Origin of the sequence: Streptomyces sp. WP-1 (genome assembly GCF_030450125.1) — a bacterium.
GTDB classification, from domain to species: Bacteria; Actinomycetota; Actinomycetes; order Streptomycetales; family Streptomycetaceae; genus Streptomyces; species Streptomyces incarnatus.
This window is the reverse complement of sequence record NZ_CP123923.1, coordinates 6,945,915-6,964,094: the sequence shown is the minus strand read 5'-3', so window position 1 is coordinate 6,964,094 and position 18,180 is coordinate 6,945,915. Positions and strand designations below refer to the sequence as shown.

The 18,180-nt window shown below is 71.9% G+C and carries 18 protein-coding genes and 1 pseudogene; 10 read left to right on the top strand and 9 right to left on the bottom strand.

Annotated elements, in window-relative coordinates; translation table 11 throughout:
- Nucleotides 1-90: 90 nt before the first annotated feature.
- Nucleotides 91-966, bottom strand: a pseudogene (locus QHG49_RS30980) (SIS domain-containing protein); the annotation flags it as partial.
- A 162-nt stretch (nt 967-1,128) separates the two neighbouring features.
- On the opposite strand from QHG49_RS30980, the gene QHG49_RS30975 reads away from it, so the two are divergent.
- On the top strand, nt 1,129-1,908 hold the full coding sequence (locus QHG49_RS30975) for a DeoR/GlpR family DNA-binding transcription regulator (protein WP_145492792.1): 780 nt from the start codon (nt 1,129-1,131) through the stop codon (nt 1,906-1,908).
- A gap of 16 nt (nt 1,909-1,924) precedes the next feature.
- Here QHG49_RS30975 and QHG49_RS30970 read toward each other — a convergent pair whose 3' ends face one another.
- Together QHG49_RS30970 and QHG49_RS30965 are read right to left on the bottom strand one after the other, a co-directional pair.
- The gene (locus tag QHG49_RS30970; protein ID WP_301492119.1) at nt 1,925-2,323 is read right to left on the bottom strand and encodes a luciferase family protein; all 399 of its coding nucleotides are present in this window, start codon (nt 2,321-2,323) and stop codon (nt 1,925-1,927) included.
- A gap of 178 nt (nt 2,324-2,501) precedes the next feature.
- The gene (locus QHG49_RS30965) at nt 2,502-3,359 is read right to left on the bottom strand and encodes a sigma-70 family RNA polymerase sigma factor (RefSeq protein WP_301492117.1); all 858 of its coding nucleotides are present in this window, start codon (nt 3,357-3,359) and stop codon (nt 2,502-2,504) included.
- Nucleotides 3,360-3,437: 78 nt separating this feature from the next.
- Between QHG49_RS30965 and QHG49_RS30960 the strand changes: the two genes are divergently transcribed.
- Nucleotides 3,438-3,794, top strand: coding sequence for a DoxX family protein (locus tag QHG49_RS30960; protein WP_159698891.1), 357 nt, complete (start codon nt 3,438-3,440; stop codon nt 3,792-3,794).
- On the opposite strand, the gene QHG49_RS30955 is transcribed toward QHG49_RS30960, so the two are convergent.
- A complete protein-coding gene (locus QHG49_RS30955; RefSeq protein ID WP_301492116.1) occupies nt 3,773-4,189 on the bottom strand; it encodes an NUDIX domain-containing protein in 417 nt (138 codons plus the stop codon). The two genes, QHG49_RS30960 and QHG49_RS30955, sit on opposite strands and share 22 nt — an antisense overlap.
- Nucleotides 4,190-4,506: 317 nt before the next feature.
- On the opposite strand from QHG49_RS30955, the gene QHG49_RS30950 reads away from it, so the two are divergent.
- Nucleotides 4,507-5,757: a helix-turn-helix transcriptional regulator gene (locus QHG49_RS30950; RefSeq protein WP_301492114.1), complete on the top strand. Its 1,251-nt coding sequence runs from the start codon at nt 4,507-4,509 to the stop codon at nt 5,755-5,757.
- A gap of 720 nt (nt 5,758-6,477) precedes the next feature.
- Complete coding sequence (locus QHG49_RS30945) at nt 6,478-7,647, top strand: methyltransferase domain-containing protein (protein WP_301492113.1); 1,170 nt, start codon at nt 6,478-6,480, stop codon at nt 7,645-7,647.
- A 198-nt stretch (nt 7,648-7,845) separates the two neighbouring features.
- Here the strand turns inward: QHG49_RS30945 and QHG49_RS30940 are convergent, their stop codons facing one another.
- Entirely contained in the window at nt 7,846-8,106 is a 261-nt protein-coding gene (locus QHG49_RS30940) for a nuclear transport factor 2 family protein (RefSeq protein ID WP_370530526.1), read from the bottom strand.
- 244 nt (nt 8,107-8,350) lie between these two features.
- Here QHG49_RS30940 and QHG49_RS30935 point away from each other — a divergent pair, with 244 nt between their 5' ends.
- The 3 genes from QHG49_RS30935 to QHG49_RS30925 all read left to right on the top strand — a co-directional run bounded on the left by QHG49_RS30935 (nt 8,351) and on the right by QHG49_RS30925 (nt 11,698).
- Nucleotides 8,351-9,556, top strand: a complete 1,206-nt coding sequence (locus tag QHG49_RS30935) for an MFS transporter (protein WP_301492110.1) — start codon at nt 8,351-8,353, stop codon at nt 9,554-9,556.
- Between the two features lie 243 nt (nt 9,557-9,799).
- On the top strand, nt 9,800-10,912 hold the full coding sequence (trpS, locus tag QHG49_RS30930) for a tryptophan--tRNA ligase (protein WP_301492108.1): 1,113 nt from the start codon (nt 9,800-9,802) through the stop codon (nt 10,910-10,912).
- Between the two features lie 42 nt (nt 10,913-10,954).
- A complete protein-coding gene (locus QHG49_RS30925) occupies nt 10,955-11,698 on the top strand; it encodes a maleylpyruvate isomerase family mycothiol-dependent enzyme (protein WP_301492106.1) in 744 nt (247 codons plus the stop codon).
- Nucleotides 11,699-11,719: 21 nt separating this feature from the next.
- Here QHG49_RS30925 and QHG49_RS30920 read toward each other — a convergent pair whose 3' ends face one another.
- Both QHG49_RS30920 and QHG49_RS30915 read right to left on the bottom strand, forming a co-directional pair.
- Nucleotides 11,720-12,118 carry a MarR family winged helix-turn-helix transcriptional regulator gene (locus QHG49_RS30920; protein WP_301492105.1) on the bottom strand — a complete coding sequence of 133 codons (399 nt, stop codon included), beginning with the start codon at nt 12,116-12,118 and terminating at the stop codon, nt 11,720-11,722.
- Nucleotides 12,119-12,178: 60 nt separating this feature from the next.
- Nucleotides 12,179-12,865: a TetR/AcrR family transcriptional regulator gene (locus QHG49_RS30915; RefSeq protein ID WP_159698912.1), complete on the bottom strand. Its 687-nt coding sequence runs from the start codon at nt 12,863-12,865 to the stop codon at nt 12,179-12,181.
- Between the two features lie 128 nt (nt 12,866-12,993).
- Between QHG49_RS30915 and QHG49_RS30910 the strand changes: the two genes are divergently transcribed.
- Nucleotides 12,994-13,449 carry a nitroreductase family deazaflavin-dependent oxidoreductase gene (locus tag QHG49_RS30910; RefSeq protein ID WP_159698915.1) on the top strand — a complete coding sequence of 152 codons (456 nt, stop codon included), beginning with the start codon at nt 12,994-12,996 and terminating at the stop codon, nt 13,447-13,449.
- Here QHG49_RS30910 and QHG49_RS30905 read toward each other — a convergent pair.
- Nucleotides 13,439-14,707 (bottom strand): geranylgeranyl reductase family protein, encoded by a 1,269-nt coding sequence (locus QHG49_RS30905; protein WP_301492104.1) that lies wholly within the window; start codon nt 14,705-14,707, stop codon nt 13,439-13,441. The genes QHG49_RS30910 and QHG49_RS30905 overlap by 11 nt on opposite strands.
- A gap of 169 nt (nt 14,708-14,876) precedes the next feature.
- Between QHG49_RS30905 and QHG49_RS30900 the strand changes: the two genes are divergently transcribed.
- A complete protein-coding gene (locus QHG49_RS30900; protein WP_301492103.1) occupies nt 14,877-16,229 on the top strand; it encodes a dipeptidase in 1,353 nt (450 codons plus the stop codon).
- A 142-nt stretch (nt 16,230-16,371) separates the two neighbouring features.
- On the top strand, nt 16,372-17,121 hold the full coding sequence (locus tag QHG49_RS30895) for an MBL fold metallo-hydrolase (RefSeq protein WP_301492102.1): 750 nt from the start codon (nt 16,372-16,374) through the stop codon (nt 17,119-17,121).
- A 2-nt stretch (nt 17,122-17,123) separates the two neighbouring features.
- Here QHG49_RS30895 and QHG49_RS30890 read toward each other — a convergent pair whose 3' ends face one another.
- The gene (locus QHG49_RS30890) at nt 17,124-18,167 is read right to left on the bottom strand and encodes an NUDIX hydrolase (protein ID WP_159698924.1); all 1,044 of its coding nucleotides are present in this window, start codon (nt 18,165-18,167) and stop codon (nt 17,124-17,126) included.
- Nucleotides 18,168-18,180: the final 13 nt, after the last annotated feature.

Sequence of the window (18,180 nt, the reverse complement as noted above, 5' to 3'; positions counted from 1 at the left end):
CCCGGCGCATCCGCCGCGTCCCCCCGCATCCGCCGCATCCGCCGCATCCGCCGCATCCGCCGCATCCGCCGCATCCGCCGCATCCGCTGTGAGGATCACCGAGCGCGTGAGGTGGCGCGGCCGGTCCGGGTCGAGGCCGCGCGCGGCGGCGACGGCGACCGCGAGCCGCTGGGCGCGGACGAGTTCGGCGAGCGGGTCGAGGCCGCCCCCGACCCACAACCCGCCGGTGTCCCGTACCTGTTCGGCGAGCCCCTCGGGCGCCTCGCCGAACATCCAGGTGGCGGTGCCCTTCGTGGTGATGCTGATCGGGCCGTGCCGGTACTCCATCGCCGGGTACGCCTCGGTCCAGGACAGGGACGCCTCGCGCATCTTCAGCCCGGCCTCGTTCGCGAGTCCGACCGTCCAGCCGCGCCCCAGGAAAGTGAACTGGGTGCATTCCACCAGCCCTTGGGGAAGACGGGTGGTGAGCGCGGTGCGTCCGTCGGCGACGACGGAGTCCGTGTGCAGGCCGAGATGAGCGCGCAGCAGGGTGAGGGCGGTGGTGGCGAACCGGGTCTGGACGACGGAGCGTTCGTCGGCGAAGTCCAGCACCACGAGATCATCGGCGGCGCTCGTCACGGGCGTCGCCGGGTCGGCGGTGACCGCCGTGGTGCGGGCCGCCGTACCGCTCAACCGGCCCAGCAGTTCCAGTACTTCGGTGGTGGTGCCGGAGCGGGTGAGGGCGATCACCCGGTCGTACGACCGTCCGTACGGGAACTCCGAGGCGGCGAAGGCGTCGGTCTCGCCCTGCCCGGCCCCCTCGCGCAGGGCGGCCACCGCCTGCGCCATGAAGTACGAGGTACCGCAGCCCACGACCGCGACCCGCTCGCCCGCCGCCGGCAGCGCGTCCCGGTGCCGTCCCGCCTCCTCGGCGGCCCGCGTCCAGCACGCGGGCTGGCTGTTCAGCTCGTCCTCGACATGGGTCATGCCCATACCCTCCCCTGGCCTGGCTGATTGTTCCTGCAAGATATAGCGAGCTTTCGAGCACAATCAAGCATTCCGGTGGGACCGGGGGCGCACCACGGGGGTGCGCTAGGGTCACCGGTCGGGGAAGCGAGTCGAGAAACGATCGGAGAACGGAGGCCGCGGATGTCCCGGGACGCCCGGTGGAAGGCGCTGCTGGAACTGCTCGTGGAGCGCGGCCGGCTGGACGTCGAGGAGGCGGCAGCGGAGCTGGCGGTGTCGGCGGCGACGATCCGGCGGGACTTCGACCAGCTCGCCGAGCAGCAGATGCTGGTCCGCACCCGGGGCGGCGCGGTGGTGCACGGGGTGTCGTACGAACTGCCCCTGCGCTACAAGACGGCACGCCGTGCCTCCGAGAAGCAGCGCATCGCCACCGCGGTGGCCGATCTCGTCGCGCCGGGCGAGGCGGTGGGGCTGACCGGGGGTACGACGACCACGGAGGTGGCCCGCGCCCTCGCCGTGCGCGGTGATCTGGCCACCGGTTCCCCGGCGTTGACCGTGGTCACCAACGCGCTCAACATCGCCAACGAGCTGGCGGTGCGGCCCCAGTTCAAGATCGTGGTCACCGGTGGGGTGGCCCGCCCGCAGTCGTACGAGTTGATCGGGCCGCTCGCGGACGGGGTGCTCGGGCAGATCAGGCTGGACGTCGCGGTGCTCGGGGTGGTCGCCTTCGACGTGGTGCACGGCGCGGCGGCGCACGACGAGGCGGAGGCGGCGATCAACCGGCTGCTGTGCGAGCGCGCCGAACGGGTCGTGGTCGCCGCGGACTCCAGCAAGCTGGGCCAGCGGGCGTTCGCCCGGATCTGCCCCGCGCACCTGGTGGACACCCTGGTGACGGACACGGCGGTGGACCGGGAGACGGTCCACCGCTTCGAGGAGGCGGGGGTCCGCGTCGTCGCCGTATGACGCGGGAGCCGTCCGGCTACCAGAAGGCGCCGAGGTCCACCTTCACGAACCCCGCGCCGCGCTGGTCGTTGCAGCCCATCAGGGGGCGGTCGGCCGTGTCGGGCGGGGACTGCTGCGCCTGGAGCGCCACGCTGACCAGGGTCAGCAGCAGATCGACATCGCTCGCGGCGTCGAGGCGCAGGGTCACCCACGGCGAGCCGGGCACGATCCTGATCACGCCGGAGCGCTTGAGATCCCTGGCGAACCGCCGGATGGCCCGGTCGGTCAGCCGCAGATCGACATCGCGGTCGGAGTGGAAGTGGACGATCTCACCCTTGGCGGAGACCACCGCCTGTCCCTGACCGCAGCTCGGCACGGCCTGTCTCAGGTCCGGCCAGGTCGCCAGTTGCGCGCATGCGCGCGAGGCCAACGTCATGGGCCCATCATGACGCGCTCACCCCGTTGCAACCAGCGCGTGAGCAAGCATTAACCGACCTGTATCCGGACCGGATTGCCGAACCCATACACGCGTACGAACACAACGCGACCGACCGGCATGCCGATTCGGCCCGCCATCCGGCCAAACCCCCACGTCCGGGCCCCACTTCACCGGTTCACGGCACCGCACGTGCCGTGAGGACGTCCGAAGGCCGTACCGGCCGCAGGGTGATCCGGGTGACCTGTCCACCGCCGGTGCCGACGTGGAGGACCGCGAGGGGGTGGCCGCCGGGTGCGATGAGGTGCGCGGGGACGCCGTTGACGGTGAGCGGGCAGATCGCCCGGATACGGTCGGCGAACCGCACGGTCTCGGTGGCGACGGCGGTCGCGCCGGTGACGACGGTACGGGCCCCGGGCGGAAGGAGCGCCGCGTCGGCGTCACGCACGCTGTCGGGTGCCAGGAGCCGGATCATCGCCCGGGTGTCGCCGGTACGGGCCGCGGCCAGGAACGCCTCGGCGATCTCACGGTCCGCTGCTCGTCTACTCTCCTCGACGAGTGCCGGGGAGCGCAGGCGCTGCCGGGCCCGGCTCGCGTGCTTCTTGGCGCTGGGCACCGTCCCGTCGAGGACCTGGGCGATCTGGTCGAACGGCACGGCGAACAGATCGTGCAGGACGTAGGCGATGCGCTGGGGCGGGGTCAGCTGCTCCAGGAGGACCAGCAGAGCGCGCGAGACGTTCTCGGCCCGCAGGACCGCTTCGTCGGCGGACAACTGCTCGGCGGGGATCGCGTCCGCGCGGAGCGGTGCTTCGCCGCGACGGCGGCGGGCGCGCAGCTCGTCCAGGCAGACCCGGGCCGTGACGGTGGTGAGCCACCCGGCCGGATTCCCGATCCGCTGTGAGCCGCGCCCGGCGGCCGCGCGCAGCCACGCGGTCTGGACGGCGTCCTGGGCGTCATGGACCGAGCCCAGCATGCGGTGGGCGACCGACAGCAGCTGAGGCCTGGCGGCCTCGAAGTCCTCGACCGTGATCGGCACGGGTGTCACCTTTCGGAGCTCGCGAACGTCGGGAGGGTCGGTTCAGCCCATTCCTGTTCGCACCCCAAGGAGACCCTCATGAGTCTACCGATCACCTGCGCCCTGACCGTCCTGTGCGTCGCCGCCAACGCTCTCATCGCGATCGCCGACTACCGCAGGGCCCGGTTCGTCTCCGCCAACGCCGCCCTGGTCGGCGTCCCGCCCACCGCCGTGCCCTACCTGGCCACCCTGAAGCTCACTGGCGCGCTCGGCCTCGCCGCCGGCCTGGCCGGCGCACCCTGGCTGGGCCTCGCGGCGGGCGCCGGCCTGACCGCGTTCTTCACCGGCGCGATCATCACCCACGTCCGCGCGCACGTCCTGCACAACATCGCGTTCCCCGGCGTGTACCTGCTCCTCGCCATCGCGTCGACCGTCTACTTCACGGGTCGGCCATGACCTACCCGGACACCCGGCTCACCGACCGAGCCGCACCGCTCCGGCCGGAACGACGTGGCGCGCACCAGGAAGTAGTCATTGATCACCCCGTCATAACCCACCGCGTACCCAGGGCTGATGACCTCCTGGTGCCAGACCTGCGGCGGCTCGGCGTCAGCGGTGAGCCCCACCTCTTCCCGCAGCTCCCGGCACAACGCGACAAGAACGGACCCACCGGCCTCCACGCCTCCCCTGGGCGCCGCCCACACAACGATCGGCCCGGCCGGCTTCGGCTTCGGCTTCGGCTTCGGCTTCGGCTTCGGCTTCGGCTTCGGCTTCGGCTTCGGAATGACGAACCGGCACAGCAGGACGCGGTCCTCCTCATCGAGAACAACCGCCCGGACCGAATGACGCATACGCCCCAAGCCCATCGACGCGTGCTAGCCGTCCGCCCACGAACAGCACGAGGTGCGAGCCTTCTCCGCAAGCCTCCCGCCGGTTGAACTGGTGGATGGGCGGAGGATCGCACCACAGCAGCCGAGGAGCAAGCACGTGATCATTCTGTACTGACGGCCGTGGCCTTGTCGTGGTGGCGTCGCGCGTGATGGAAGACATGGCAGTACTGAGGGCGCGTCGCTCGGAGGCCGTAAGGGCCTGCGTCAGGTATCCCACAAGAAAGCAGCCTGGCCCCTACGCTGGCAATGACGAAGCTGCTGGGAGGGGCAAGGCCGTGATGTCTTCCAATGCTACTCCGGACCCGTACGCCGACCCGCTGAAGTTTGGCCAGAGGGTGCAAGTCCTGCGCGAACGTCGAGGGATGACCCGGCTCCAAGTAGCTGATCTCCTCGGCATCTCACCGCACACGTACCGCAAGATCGAGAACGGGCAGCAGAAAGCACCCGGCCTGGACACCGTTCTACGCATAGCCGAGATCCTTCGGGTGCGGGACCTCGCGGATCTCACCGGACGACCTGACGGGCATGTTGATCTGTTTATCGGCCCCGGTCATCCGCGCCTCGCCGCCGTCAAGGCCGCCATCGATTCCTTCCAGTTCACCGCAGGTGTCGAGCCACCACCCGTCGCACACCTTGAGGCCCGACTGCACGCTGCATGGAAGGCGCGGCACGCGTCGAAGAACCACAGGGAGGCCATCGGCAAGCTGCTGCCCGACCTCCTCCGCGACGCCCAGGCCCTCGTGCGGCATGCGGAAAGCGCAGCAGACCGCCGCGCTGCACAGGCACTGCTGGGCCAGATATATTCTCTGTCGCAGTTCTTCATCGCGTACCAGCCGGATAGCTCCCTGCTGTGGCGCGTTGCGGAGCGCGGCATGATCGCTGCCCAGGAAAGCGAAGACCCGCACACGATCGGCGTCGCGGCGTGGCTTCTTGCCCAAGCCCACCGGGATAACGGGCCTCGCCACTACGATGCCGCCGACGCCGTAAATCTTGAAGCGGTTCGTTTCCTGGAGCCCCTTCTTCCTGAGGCCGGCGACGACGTTCTTGCCATCACCGGAGCCCTGGAGTTCGAGCTGGGCTACACCGCGGCTCGCCGCCGGGAGACCGGCACAGCGTGGCGGCACTGGGACAGGGCGAACGACATGGCCGCCCGGTTGCCCAGCGACTACTACCACCCCGTCACATCGTTCTGCCGTGCCGTCCTGGGCGCGCATGCGGTCACCGTCGCCGTCGAACTACGTCAGGGCGGTGAGTCTGTTCGGCAGGCCGCCAGAGCTGACCGGAGCGTCATCAAGTCCCGCCCACGCCGCGCCCGTCACAGGATCGAGGAGGCCCGCGGATACCAGTTGGACAACCAGCCGGACGTCGCCATCGCCTCACTGGAGAAGGCGTTCGAGGCCGCACCCGAGACCATCCGTTACAACGGGTACGCGCGGGCAATCCTTCTGGAGGAAGTTGAGTCGACACAGGCACCTCGTCGGCGCAGGGCCGCAGAACTCGCGGACAGGGTAGGCATCTTGGCTGCCTGACATAGCGACCGGATTACGGTCGGCGGTACCTCTCGGACGCCTCTACGGTCGAGACCGGACCCGGGCGAGGTGGTTGAGACCTCCCGGGGCATGGCCAACGCTCGAACCCGAGAGGGAGCGTCGACATGACAAACGCCACCGCCTGATGTGCTGTTGAGAACGGGGATGCCTACCCAACGGGGTTATTGCGCCTCGGCGTTGGATCGGCTGCGATGGCACCCGGCGTCGGTGGGCGACGGATGAGGGCGGCAGCGGCTGGTGCGCGTGGCCAAGAAGGTCGCGGCGGACGATGACTTCTTCGCCGAGCAGATCAACCTCGCGCGGCACATCGCCGCCGGCCACCTGGACGAAGTACCCGCCGCACAGTGCCGACTGCCCCCTCTGCCCCAAGTACGCCGAACTGCCGGACGACTCAGACGTGTGGGCCCAGCGCAGGGCACGGGACCGGTTTCTCCCGGAGGGCGTCGCCCGGCGGCTATAGGCCGCCGCCTGTTCCGGGAGAGCCCATGATCTTCCGTCCCGTCGGGACGGAGGCCGCCTTCCCACCAGGGTCGGTGGCGAGGAGCATGAACACGAAGAGGTACACGATGAAGGAGTCGCTCACCTGGCGGACGGCCGGAGGCGGCCAAGGCGGGAACGGTGGCAAGCTGCCCGGTTCACCGTGGCCCCTGCCGCCGACCCCTCCGTCCCCCGACGGCGGCCCGCGGATGATCGGCTGAGATGGCACTCATCGGAGTGGAGGGGGAACGGTCCGAGCTGGGCCGCTCCCTCCTCGAACGCAAGCACCTGGCGGCGGACTGGTTCCCGGCGTTCGCCGCCGTCGACCGGGCCGCCTTCCTGCCGGATGTGATCTGGCCGTTCGACATGGACACCGGCACCACTGTCACCGTGGACCGGCGTGACGAGCCGGACCTGTGGTCGTCGTATGCCAACGCGGACGTGCCGATCGTCACCCAGTGGGATGACGGCGTGAGCGAGGGGCGCGGCAATGTGCCCACCTCGTCCGCATCCATGCCGTCAGTCGTCTTCCGCATGCTGTCGGCCCTGGAGGTCGAGACCGGACATCACGTCCTGGAGGTCGGTACCGGGACCGGATGGAGCGCGGCGCTCCTGGCCCATCGTCTCGGGGTGGAGAACATCGTCAGCATCGAGATCGACCCCAAGGTGGCCGACACCGCTCGTGACCGTCTGGCGGCTCAGCAGTTGCTCGGGCGGGTTCTGACCCGAGACGGCACGGACGGCGACGAGATGGGAGCGCCGTACGACCGGATCATCGCCACGGCCGGTGTCCGCCGGATCCCGCCCGCGTGGCTCCGGGACGCTCCCGGCGGGATGATCCTCGCCCCGTGGGGAACGCACTTCGGCAACGAGGACGCGCTCGTACGGCTCCGCGTGTCCGAGGACGGCGGAACTGCCGTGGGCCGCTTCCTGGGGCCGGTCGAGTTCATGAAGCTGCGCTCCCAGCGCTCCCCGTTCGCCGGCCACGACATCTACGTGCCGAACGGGGTGGACGGCGCCGACTGCGGCACCACCACCGTCACCGAGGAGCAGTTACTCGGAGACGGCGGCCAGTTCGCCGCCCGGCGGTTCGCTGTGGGACTGATGGTGCGCAACTGCCGCCAGCAGGTGGCGGACAAGCGGGACGGCGCTCGGCCGGTGTGGTTCTACGGGCTGACGGACCGGTCCTGGGCGTGCGTCATGTTCCAGGACGGCCGCGAGGAGGCCACGGTGTGGCAGTCCGGGCCCCGGCGGCTGTGGGACGAGGTCGCGACGGCTCTCACCTGGTGGCGGGCGGCCGGGGAACCGGGCTACGAACGCCTCGGTCTCACCGTCACCGCGCACAGCCAGCGTGCCTGGCTGGACCGCCCGGCGGACTCCTGGGCGATCTGAAGCCCGGGAAGGCCTGCTCGTCTGCCGCCCCAAGGCGGACGAGCGGTGCTTTCCGCGTTGCCCACCACGGACATGGCGAAGAGCCCCCGCCGCAGGAATGCGGCGATGGCTCGGTGCTCAGTACTGGCACCGTTGCAGGTAGAGGCAGAAGGACCGCAGCAGGGCGGGCAGGAGGGCCGCGATGCGTTTGCCGCCCCCCTACACCCGCAAGTGCCCGCTCACGTCCCCCACAAGATGAACCCGCACCCTCCGCTCCACGAACCGCCACCGCCCTCCCCCGCGTTCGAAACGGTCCCGGTACCGCCCCGCGGCGATGGGTTGCAACGGCAGCTCCGGCAAAGCCTGAAACACGGTGACGCAGGAACGCGCGGTCGCGACACCCGAGTCCTCGTCCACCTCCACGACGAGATTCGACACGGCATGGTGCGTCCGGGGCGTGCCGTCCTCGTAAAGGATCATGGTCTCCCTGAGCATCCTCTCGACGGCCTCGGCGCCTCGGCCGGTTCCCCGCTGCCGATGAACACCGCGTCGGCGAACAGCTCCCCGACCCCCGCGAAGTCGCCGCTGCCCACCGACTCGGCACACCTGGCGATCAAGTCCGGCACGGCGGTCGTGCCCACGGCCGCGTTCATGGGGCCCGGGGGTAGGGGGCCTCGGGACAACCCCCTTGCCCCGCGCTTCGGACGCCCCCTACGCTGAGTTTGTGCCGCTAATAAACAAAACCCGAACGCACAGCGTCGTGCCGGGCCGGGAGTTCGTCGGGCTGCGGGTCGCGATCACCGCGTTCTTCGCGCTGGACGGGTTCATCTTCTCCGGATGGGTGGTGCGGATCCCGGACATCAAGCACCAGACCCACGCCTCCGCCGGGGCCCTCGGGCTCGCGCTGCTCGGTGTGTCCGCCGGGGCCGTGCTGACCATGATGCTGACCGGGCGCCTGTGCCGACGCTACGGCAGCCATCCGGTGACCGTGGTCTGGATGGTCGTCCTCGCCCTCAGCGTCGCCCTCCCCCCGCTCACCCGCTCCGCGCTCGCGCTCGGCGCCGTACTCCTCGTTTTCGGCGCCGCGTACGGGGGCGTGAACGTCGCTTTCAACGCCGCCGCCGTCGATCTCGTCGCCGCCGTACGACGGCCGATCATGCCCGGTTTCCACGCCGCGTTCAGCCTCGGCGGCATGGTCGGCGCGGGCGTCGGCGGGCTGGTCGCCGCGCACCTCTCCCCCACCCGCCATCTGCTCGGGATCACCGTGCTCGGGCTGCTCGTGACGGCCGTCGCCGGGCGGAGCCTGCTGCGGCACGAGCCCCCGGTTCCGCCCGGGGACGACCGGGAGCCCATGGCGGCCGGTACCGGCCGGGCGGCCCGGGTCGCCGGGCGGTGGCTCGTCGTGGGATTCGGGCTGGTCGCGCTGTGCGACGCGTACGGCGAGGGCGCCATGGCCGACTGGGGCGCGCTGCACCTCAGGCAGGACCTGACGGCGTCCACGGGAACGGCGGCGGCCGGGTACGCCTGCTTCGCGCTCGCCATGACCGCCGGGCGGCTCTCGGGCACGGCGCTGCTGGGCCGCCTCGGCCGGGCCCGCACGGTGATCGCCGGCGGCTCGGTCGCGGCGGTGGGCATGCTGCTCGGCTCGCTCGCCCCGTCGGTGTGGGCGGCGCTGGCCGGCTTCGCGGTCACCGGGCTCGGGCTCGCCAACATCTTCCCGGTCGCCATCGAGCGGGCGGGCGCGCTGGCCGGGGCGTCCGGCGTCGCGATCGCCTCCACTCTCGGGTACGGCGGCATGCTCCTCGGGCCGCCGATGATCGGGTTCATGACCGACTGGTTCTCGCTGCCCACCGCGCTCACCAGCGTGGCCGCGCTGGCCGCCGTCGCCGCGCTGATCGGGGTGGCGACGCGCCGGGCTCTGAACGGCTGACGCCCTTCGCAGGGGCCCGCGCCGGCGGTGACCGGACCGAAGCCGGCCGCCCAGCGCACCCCTCCGCTATCATTGCGTCATGCATCTTTCGTCGTGTCCGTGCTGGTGGCGCTCCTCGTAGGAGCGGCCGCCGCACAGGCATGAAGCGGGCCGTTCGCATGGACGGCCCTTTTTCCATGTCCCTGGAACCAGGGGGGCGGGGCGTCCCGACGGCCCTTCCGACCCCACCACCAGGAGACCGAGATGAAGTCCCACCCGCAGTCCGCGCCGTCCGAGGCCCCGTCCGCCCCGGACACTCCCGACGCGCTCGGCGCCTCCGCCGCGCGGGCCCGCAGCGCGGAACTGGAGAAGCTGATCGCCGAGGACCCGGGGAAGTTCCGGATCCTGACCGGCGACCGGCCCACCGGAAGACTGCACCTCGGCCACTACTTCGGCACCCTCCACAACCGGGTCCGGCTCCAGAACCTCGGCGTGGAACTGTTCGTGATCATCGCGGACTACCAGGTGCTGACCGACCGCGATGTCGCCGACGACCTCCGGTCCCACGTCGACGAGCTGGTCCTCGACCACCTCGCCATCGGCGTGGACCCGGAGCGCAGCACGATCTTCACGCACAGCGCCGTCCCCGCCCTCAACCAGCTGATGCTGCCCTTCCTCAGCCTGGTCTCCGTCGCCGAGCTGAACCGCAACCCCACGGTCAAGGACGAGATCGCGCACTCCCGCCAGTCCGCCGTCAGCGGGCTGATGTTCACCTATCCCGTGCACCAGGCCGCCGACATCCTCTTCTGCAAGGCCAACCTGGTCCCGGTCGGCCAGGACCAGCTCCCGCATCTGGAGATCACCCGGACCATCGCCCGCCGCTTCAACGACCGCTACGGGCACGGCGCCCCCGTCTTCCCCCGGCCCGAGGCCCTGTTGTCCGAGGTGCCGCTGCTGCTGGGCACGGACGGCACCAAGATGAGCAAGAGCCGGGGCAACTCCGTGGTCCTCGCCGCCGACGCCGACGAGACGGCGCGGCTGCTCAAGGGCGCGAAAACCGACTCCGAGCGCCACATCACCTACGACCCGGCCAACCGTCCCGAGGTCTCCTCGCTGCTCCTGCTGGCCGCGCTGTGCCAGGGCCGGACCCCCGAGGAGATCGCCTCGGACATCGGCTCCGCGGGCGCGGCGGCGCTGAAGAAGACCGTGACCGAGGCGGTCAACGAGTACCTGGCCCCGATCCGCGCCCGCCGCGCCGAGTACGCCCGGGACCGCGGCGAGCTGCGCCGCATCCTGCGCGCGGGCAACGAGCGGGCGAACGCCGTGGCCGACGCCACCCTCGCCGAGGTGCGTGCCGCGATGAACAGCGACTACTGAAACTTGGTGCGGCGCGGCGCGCGGGTCCGGCAAGATCATCCCATGCAAACCGTCGATTTCCTCCATGCCCTCGATCGCGAGGGTCAGTTGCTCGCCGCGGCCGCCGAGCGGGCCGGCACCGACGCCAAGGTGCCGACCTGCCCCGAGTGGCAGGTGCGGGACCTGCTGCGGCACATCGGCGCGGTGCACCGGTGGGCCACGGGCTTCATCGCCGAGGGGCACACCGGTCCCCGGCCGATCGGCGAGGCACCGGACCTCGCGGGCGCCGAGCTGGTGGCCTGGTACCGGGACAGCCACCGCCTGCTGGTCGACACCCTGGCCGCCGCCCCCGCCGACCTGGAGTGCTGGACCTTCTTCCCGCTGTCCGGCCGCTCGCCCCTGGACTTCTGGAAGCGGCGGCAGGCCCACGAGACGACCGTGCACCGGTACGACGCCGAGGCCGCCCGGGGCGGCGCGCCCTCCCCGATCGCCGCGGACCTCGCGGCCGACGGCATCGACGAGTTGCTGCGCGGCTTCCACGCGCGGTCCAGGAGCGGGGTGCGTACGACGGAGCCGAAGGCGCTGCGGGTACGGGCGACGGACGCGGGACCGGACGCGGTGTGGACCGTACAACTCGGGCCGGACGGACCGCCGGTGACGTCGGGTCAGACGGCCGGGGACGCCGATGCCGAACTCTTCGGTCCGGCCGACCAGTTGTACCTGGCGCTGTGGAACCGCGCGCCCGTCCCGGAGGTCTCCGGTGACCGGTCCCTCGCGGACCTGTGGCGGGAGACCTCAAGCATCTGACGTACCGTCGACGCGGCGGAGTCAGCTCGCTTCTTCGGTCAGCATCCGGGCCAGTACCGCGCGTTGCACCGGCCGTACCTCGGTGTGCAGCGCGCGGCCCTTCGGGGTGAGGGCGACGCGGACGCCCCGGCGGTCCTCCGCGCAGGCGCCGCGTTCGACCAGGCCCTCCTTCTCCAGGCGGCCGATGAGCCGGGAGAGCGCGCTCTGGGTGAGATGGACGCGCTCGGAGATCTCCTGGACACGGTAGGCGCAGCCGTGCGAGCCCCGGCGCTCGGCCAGCAGGTCCAGGACCTCGAAGTCGCTGGCGCACAGGCCGTGGCCGCCCAGGGTCCGGTCCAGTTCGCACTGGGTGCGGGCATGCAGGGTCAGGATGCCCCGCCACTGCGCCACGAGTGCCCGCTCGTCCGTCGTCGACGTCATCGACGCACCGTAGCAGCCCCATGGACGGGCAAAGAAAAGCGGCGGCGGGCGCCGGGGCGGCTATCGGAGCCCGGCCCCGTGCGCCAGTCCCGTCACCGCGTGCCGGAAGAACCGCTCCCGGTCCTCGATCACCTTGTTGAACTGGCCGAACAGCTCGAAGCTCACCAGCCCGAACAGCTGCGCCCAGGCGGCGACCAGGGCGGCGGCCACCTCGGGGGGCAGGTCCGGGGCGAGGTCCGCGGCCAACCGCTCGGCCTCGGGGCGCAGTTCGGCCGGCAGCGGGAGTTCGGCGAGGCCGGGACCCTCGCGGGCGTCGCGGAAGATGCCGAGGAGGACCATGCCGGTACGGGCGGCGGCCGGGATGGTGGTCTCGGGGGCGGCGTAGCCGGGCACGGGCGAGCCGTAGATCAGCGCGTACTCGTGCGGGTGGGCGAGCGCCCAGGTCCGTACCGCCTCGCACACCGCGGTGAAGCAGGCCACGGGCGCGGCCTCGCCCGCGGCGTCCCGGGCCTTCTCGGTGGCCGCGCCCAGGGCGTCGTACGCGTCGATGATCAGGGCCGTCAGCAGTTCGTCACGGCTGGGGAAGTAGCGGTACAGGGCGGAGGAGACCATGCCCAGCTCGCGGGCGACGGCCCGCAGGGAGAGCTTGGCCGCGCCCTCGGCCGCCAGTTGCCTGCGGGCCTCCTCCTTGATGGCCGCGGTTACCTCGTTCCTGGCCCGCTCGCGGGCTCCCTGTGCGGTGGTCATGCCCGTCATTCTGCCACGCACGAGAGCGGTGCACACAAAAAAGAGCAGTGCTCTTGCAATGGAGCACCGGTCTCCCCCATGCTGGTGTCGACCGAGAGCACCGCTCTCCCGAACCGTGGGGGTCCACCATGTCGTCGTCCGCGCCGTACTACCTCAAGGGCAGCCCGCTGAACGTGCGGCTGAACAGCGTGATCGGCTGGCTCGCCCGGCACGGGATCAGCCTCGCCGGCACCGCCGAGCTGTCCGTGCGGGGCCGCAAGAGCGGCGCGATGCAGCGCGTCCCGGTCAATCCGCACACCCACGAGGGCGCGCAGTACCTGGTCTCGGCGCGCGGCCACTCGCAGTGGGTGCGCAACATGCGGGCGGCGAACGGCGGTGAGCTGCGCGTCGGGCGCAAGGTGCGCGCGTTCACCGCGGTGGAGCTTCCCGACGCCGAGAAGCTCCCCGTGCTGCGGACCTATCTGGAGAAGTGGGGCTGGGAGGTCAACCAGTACTTCGCCGGGGTGACCGCCGCCTCCACCGACGAGGAGATCGCCGCGTGCGCCGGCGACCACCCCGTCTTCCGGATCATCGTCACGAAGTGACGGGCTCCTCCTCCGGCTTGGCGGCCTCCTCGGTGTCCGCCGCCTGCGCCGGGGCCGGGTCCAGCATGGTCAGGGCGCGCTGCGCGAGCGGGTGGGAGCGGACCAGCTCGCCGAGGGTGGTGGCGCCCCGGGTGATGTTGCGGAACGCGTTCCACGCCGGGCGGAAGCCGGTGAGGGCGGCGTGGAAGAGGCCGGGCCGCCGCTCGAAGGCCGCGAGCAGGCGCCGGCCGACGCCCATCTCGACGCCGAGCCCCGCCTTGACGGCGAACGCGTAGTTCAGGGCCTGGCGGCGGGTGTCGACGGCGTCGTGCGCCTCCGCTATGCGCACCGCCCACTCCCCGGCCAGCCGGCCCGAGCGCAGCGCGAAGGAGATGCCCTCGCGGGTCCAGGGCTCCAGGAGTCCGGCCGCGTCGCCGCAGACCAGGACCCGGCCACGGGAGAGCGGCGAGTCGTCGGCCCGGCAGCGGGTCAAGTGCCCGGAGGAGACGGCCGGTTCGAAGCCGGCGAGGCCCAGCCGGGCCACGAAGTCCTCCAGGTAGCGCTTGGTCGCCGCGCCCTGGCCACGGGCGGAGATCACCCCGACCGTCAGCGTGTCGCCCTTGGGGAACACCCAGCCGTAACTGCCCGGCATGGGGCCCCAGTCGATGAGCACCCGGCCCTTCCAGTCCTCGGCGACGGACTCGGGGACCGGGATCTCCGCCTCCAGACCGAGGTCCACCTGGGCCATCTTCACACCCACATGGGCGCCTATCCGGCTGGCACTGCCGTCGGCGCCGACGACCGCGCGGGCCAGGACCGTCTCCCCGCCCTGGAGGACGACGGCGACCGTGCGCCGGTCGGGGACCGCCGAGCCGTGCTGCTCGACGCGCTGCACGATGACGCCCGTACGCAGCTCGGCGCCCGCCTTCTGGGCGTGCTCGACCAACTGCTGGTCGAACTCGGGCCGGTTGATCAGCCCGAACAGCATCTGCCGGGAACGGCGGGTACGGGTGAAGCGCCCGTTGTTGGAGAAGGTGACCGCGTGCACCCGATCCCGCAGGGGCAGTTCGAAGCCCGGCGGCAGGGAGTCGCGCGAAGGGCCGATGATGCCGCCGCCGCAGGTTTTGTACCGGGGCAACTCGGCCTTCTCCAGCAACAGGACGCGGCGCCCCGCGACCGCCGCCGCGTAGGCGGCCGACGCCCCCGCGGGTCCCGCGCCCACCACGACGACGTCCCACACTCGCTGCACGTCGTCCGCCGAAGAGTTCTCGCCGCTCACGATGGTCTACTGCTCCGATCAAGCCGCTGCCGCTCCCCCGCGCCCACGACATCCCGCGAGCAGGGGGTAACCGATGTATCACGCATCCTACGGCCGCGAGCCGGGTGCGCCGCTGTGGGAGGATCGATCCACCCAGCTGTACAACGTCGCACCTACGAGGAGCGTGCCCATGTCGTCGAATCCGGTCGCCGAGACCGTCGCCTCGCTGATGCCCCGAGCCAAGGCGGAGCTGGCCGAGCTGGTCGCCTTCCGGTCCGTGGCGGACTTCGAGCAGTTCCCGAAGAGCGAGAGCGAGGCCGCCGCGAACTGGATCGCCGACGCACTGCGTGCCGAGGGATTCGTCGACGTCGCCCTGCTCGACACCCCCGACGGCACCCAGTCGGTGTACGGCTATCTGCCGGGCCCGGAGGGCGCCAAAACGGTTCTGCTGTACGCGCACTACGACGTCCAGCCGCCGCTGGACGAGGCCGGCTGGACGACTCCGCCGTTCGAGCTGACCGAGCGCGACGGACGCTGGTACGGCCGGGGCAGCGCCGACTGCAAGGGCGGTGTGATCATGCACCTGCTCGCCCTGCGCGCGCTGAAGGCGAACGGCGGCGTCCCGGTGCACGTCAAGATCATCGTGGAGGGCTCCGAGGAGCAGGGCACGGGCGGCCTCGAGCGGTACGCCGAGCAGCACCCGGAGGTGCTGACCGCCGACACCATCGTCATCGGTGACGCGGGCAACTTCCGGGTGGGCCTGCCGACGGTGACCACGATTCTGCGTGGCATGACGCTGGTCCGGGTGGGTGTCGAGACCCTCGCGGGCAATCTGCACTCGGGCCAGTTCGGCGGCGCCGCGCCGGACGCGCTGGCCGCGCTGATCCGGGTACTGGACTCGCTGCGCGCGACGGACGGCTCCACCGCGGTGGACGGTCTGGACGCGTCGGCCGAGTGGAACGGCCTGGAGTACACCGAGGAGCAGTTCCGCTCGGACGCCAAGGTGCTGGACGGCGTGGGCCTGCTCGGCTCCGGTTCGGTCGCCGACCGGCTGTGGGCCCGCCCCGCGGTCACCGTGCTCGGCATCGACTGCCCGCCGGTCGTCGGCGCCACCCCCTCGGTGCACGCCGGGGCCCGCGCGCTGGTCAGCCTGCGGGTGCCGCCGGGCGTGGACGCGACGGAGGCGAGCAAGCTGCTCCAGGCCCACCTGGAGACGCACACCCCGTGGGGCGCCCGGGTCACCGTGGAGCAGGTCGGCCAGGGCCAGCCGTTCCGCGCCGACGTCTCCAGCCCCGCCTACCAGGCGATGGCCGACGCGATGGCGGTCGCCTACCCGGGCGAGACCATGCAGTACGCCGGCCAGGGCGGCTCCATCCCGCTGTGCAACACCCTCGCCGGCCTCTACCCGGACGCCGAGATCCTGCTGATCGGCCTCAGCGAGCCGGAGGCCCAGATCCACGCCCTCAACGAGAGCGTCTCGCCGGAGGAACTGGAGCGCCTGTCGGTGGCGGAGGCGCTGTTCCTGCGGAACTACGCGGGCTAGGGCCTCTCGTTCGGATCACGCCGGGCCGGGGGCCGGTCCCGCCTTGGGGCACCCGGCCGTGCGGTTCCGCCTTGGGCGGACACCCGTCCGCCCAAGGCGTAGAACCCGCCTCCCCGCTCCCGCCCCGGCCTACGGTCGGGGCATGGACGTGATCGAGCTGCTCCCCCGGTTGCATCTGCTGCGCTTCCCGGTCGGCCAGGCGTACCTCTGGCGGGACGGCGAGGAGTTGACACTGATCGACGCGGGGACGATCGGGGCGGGACCGGTGATCGCCGAGGCGATCAGGGCGTCGGGCCGCGCGCCCGAGGACGTACGGCGCGTGGTGCTGACCCACTTCCACGAGGACCATGCGGGCGGTGCGGGCGAGTTCGCCGCGCTGAGCGGGGCCGAGGTGCTGGCCCATCGCCTGGACGCGCCGTTCGTACGAGGTGACGCGCCGGGCCCCGCGCCGCGGCTCGCGGAGTGGGAGCTGCCGATCCGGGCGGAGGTCGCCGGGCGGCTGCCCGAGGGCACCTTGCTGCCGCCGCCGTCCGTCACGGAGGTCACGGACGGCGAGGTGCTCGGCTTCGGCGGCGGGGCACAGGTGGTGCACGTCCCCGGGCACACCGACGGCAGCATCGCGCTCCATCTGCCCGCCGAGGGCGTGCTGTTCACCGGGGACACCGTGGCCGCGCTGCCGCCCGAGGGCGTGCTGTCCCCCGGGGAGCCGGTGCCGACGGTGGCCCCCGCCGAACGCACGGTGATCCCGGGCGTGTTCAACCTCGACCGGCCCCGACTCCTCGACTCCGTACGGCGGTTGGCGGGCCTCGGCGCCGACGTGGCGTGCTTCGGCCACGGCGACCCGGTGCTGCGGGGCGCCACCGCCGAACTGCGCAGGGCCGCCGCGATGTGACGTCAGCCGAGGGGCACCCCGGCCTCCAGGTACAGGGCCTTTCCGCGCTCACGGGCGCGCAGGGCCCAGCGCAGCCGCTCGTAGCGGACCGGGGGCAGCATCCCGGCGGCCTCCTGCTCGGTGGCGAACCGCCAGCCGCGCAACTCCGGGCCGGGCAGCGCCACTTGGGCCGCCTCGTCGGCAGGGAGCCGGCCGCCGTCGAAAAGCAGTCGCAGCCCGCCGTAGCCGGGCGGCACAGGCCGTTCCCAGTCCACCACCAGCAGCCGGGGCACCTCCCGCAGCCGTATCCCGGTCTCCTCGGCGACCTCGCGCATCCCCGCGCGGGCCGGGGCCTCGCCGCGCTCCACCACACCGCCGGGGAACTCCCAGCCGGGCTTGTAGGTGGGGTCCACGAGCAGCACCCGGTCCTGCTCGTCGAAGAGGAGCACCCCGGCGGCGAGGGTCTCGGCGGTGGGCTCGGGCGTCTGCACGATGTCGCAGGGGGCGAAGTCACCCCTGCCGACCGACTCCGCGATCCGCACGGCGGTCTCGTACGGGGTCAGCGCGCTGGTGTCGATCAGATGGGCGTCGGCGGTGAGCCAGGAGGCGAGGGCGGCGTGGTACGCCTCGATGTGGTCGTACGACCACTGCCGTACCCGCATCTCCCCGTCGGGCAGGTCGGGCGGCACCTCGCGCCCGGCTATTCGCGCACGCAGGATCGTTTCGGCCGGGGCGAGGACCAGATGCCGTACGGGAATCCGGCGGGCGGCGAGGCCGCCGAAGATCTCGTCGCGGTGCTCCTGGCGCAGCAGGGTCATCGGCACGACGAGGGTGCCGCCCAGCTCGGCGAGCATCGCGGCGGCCGTGTCGACCACGAGGCGGCGCCAGATCGGCAGGTCCTGGAAGTCGCCGACCTCGGCGAGGCGCTTGGGCGGCAGCAGGTGCGCGAGCGACCCGCCGATGACCTCGGGGTCGAAGAGCGTGCTGTGCGGGATCAGTTCGATCAGCTCCCGTGCGGTCGTGGTCTTCCCCGCACCGAACGCGCCGTTGATCCAGACGACGGTCACGGACTTCCCCCTC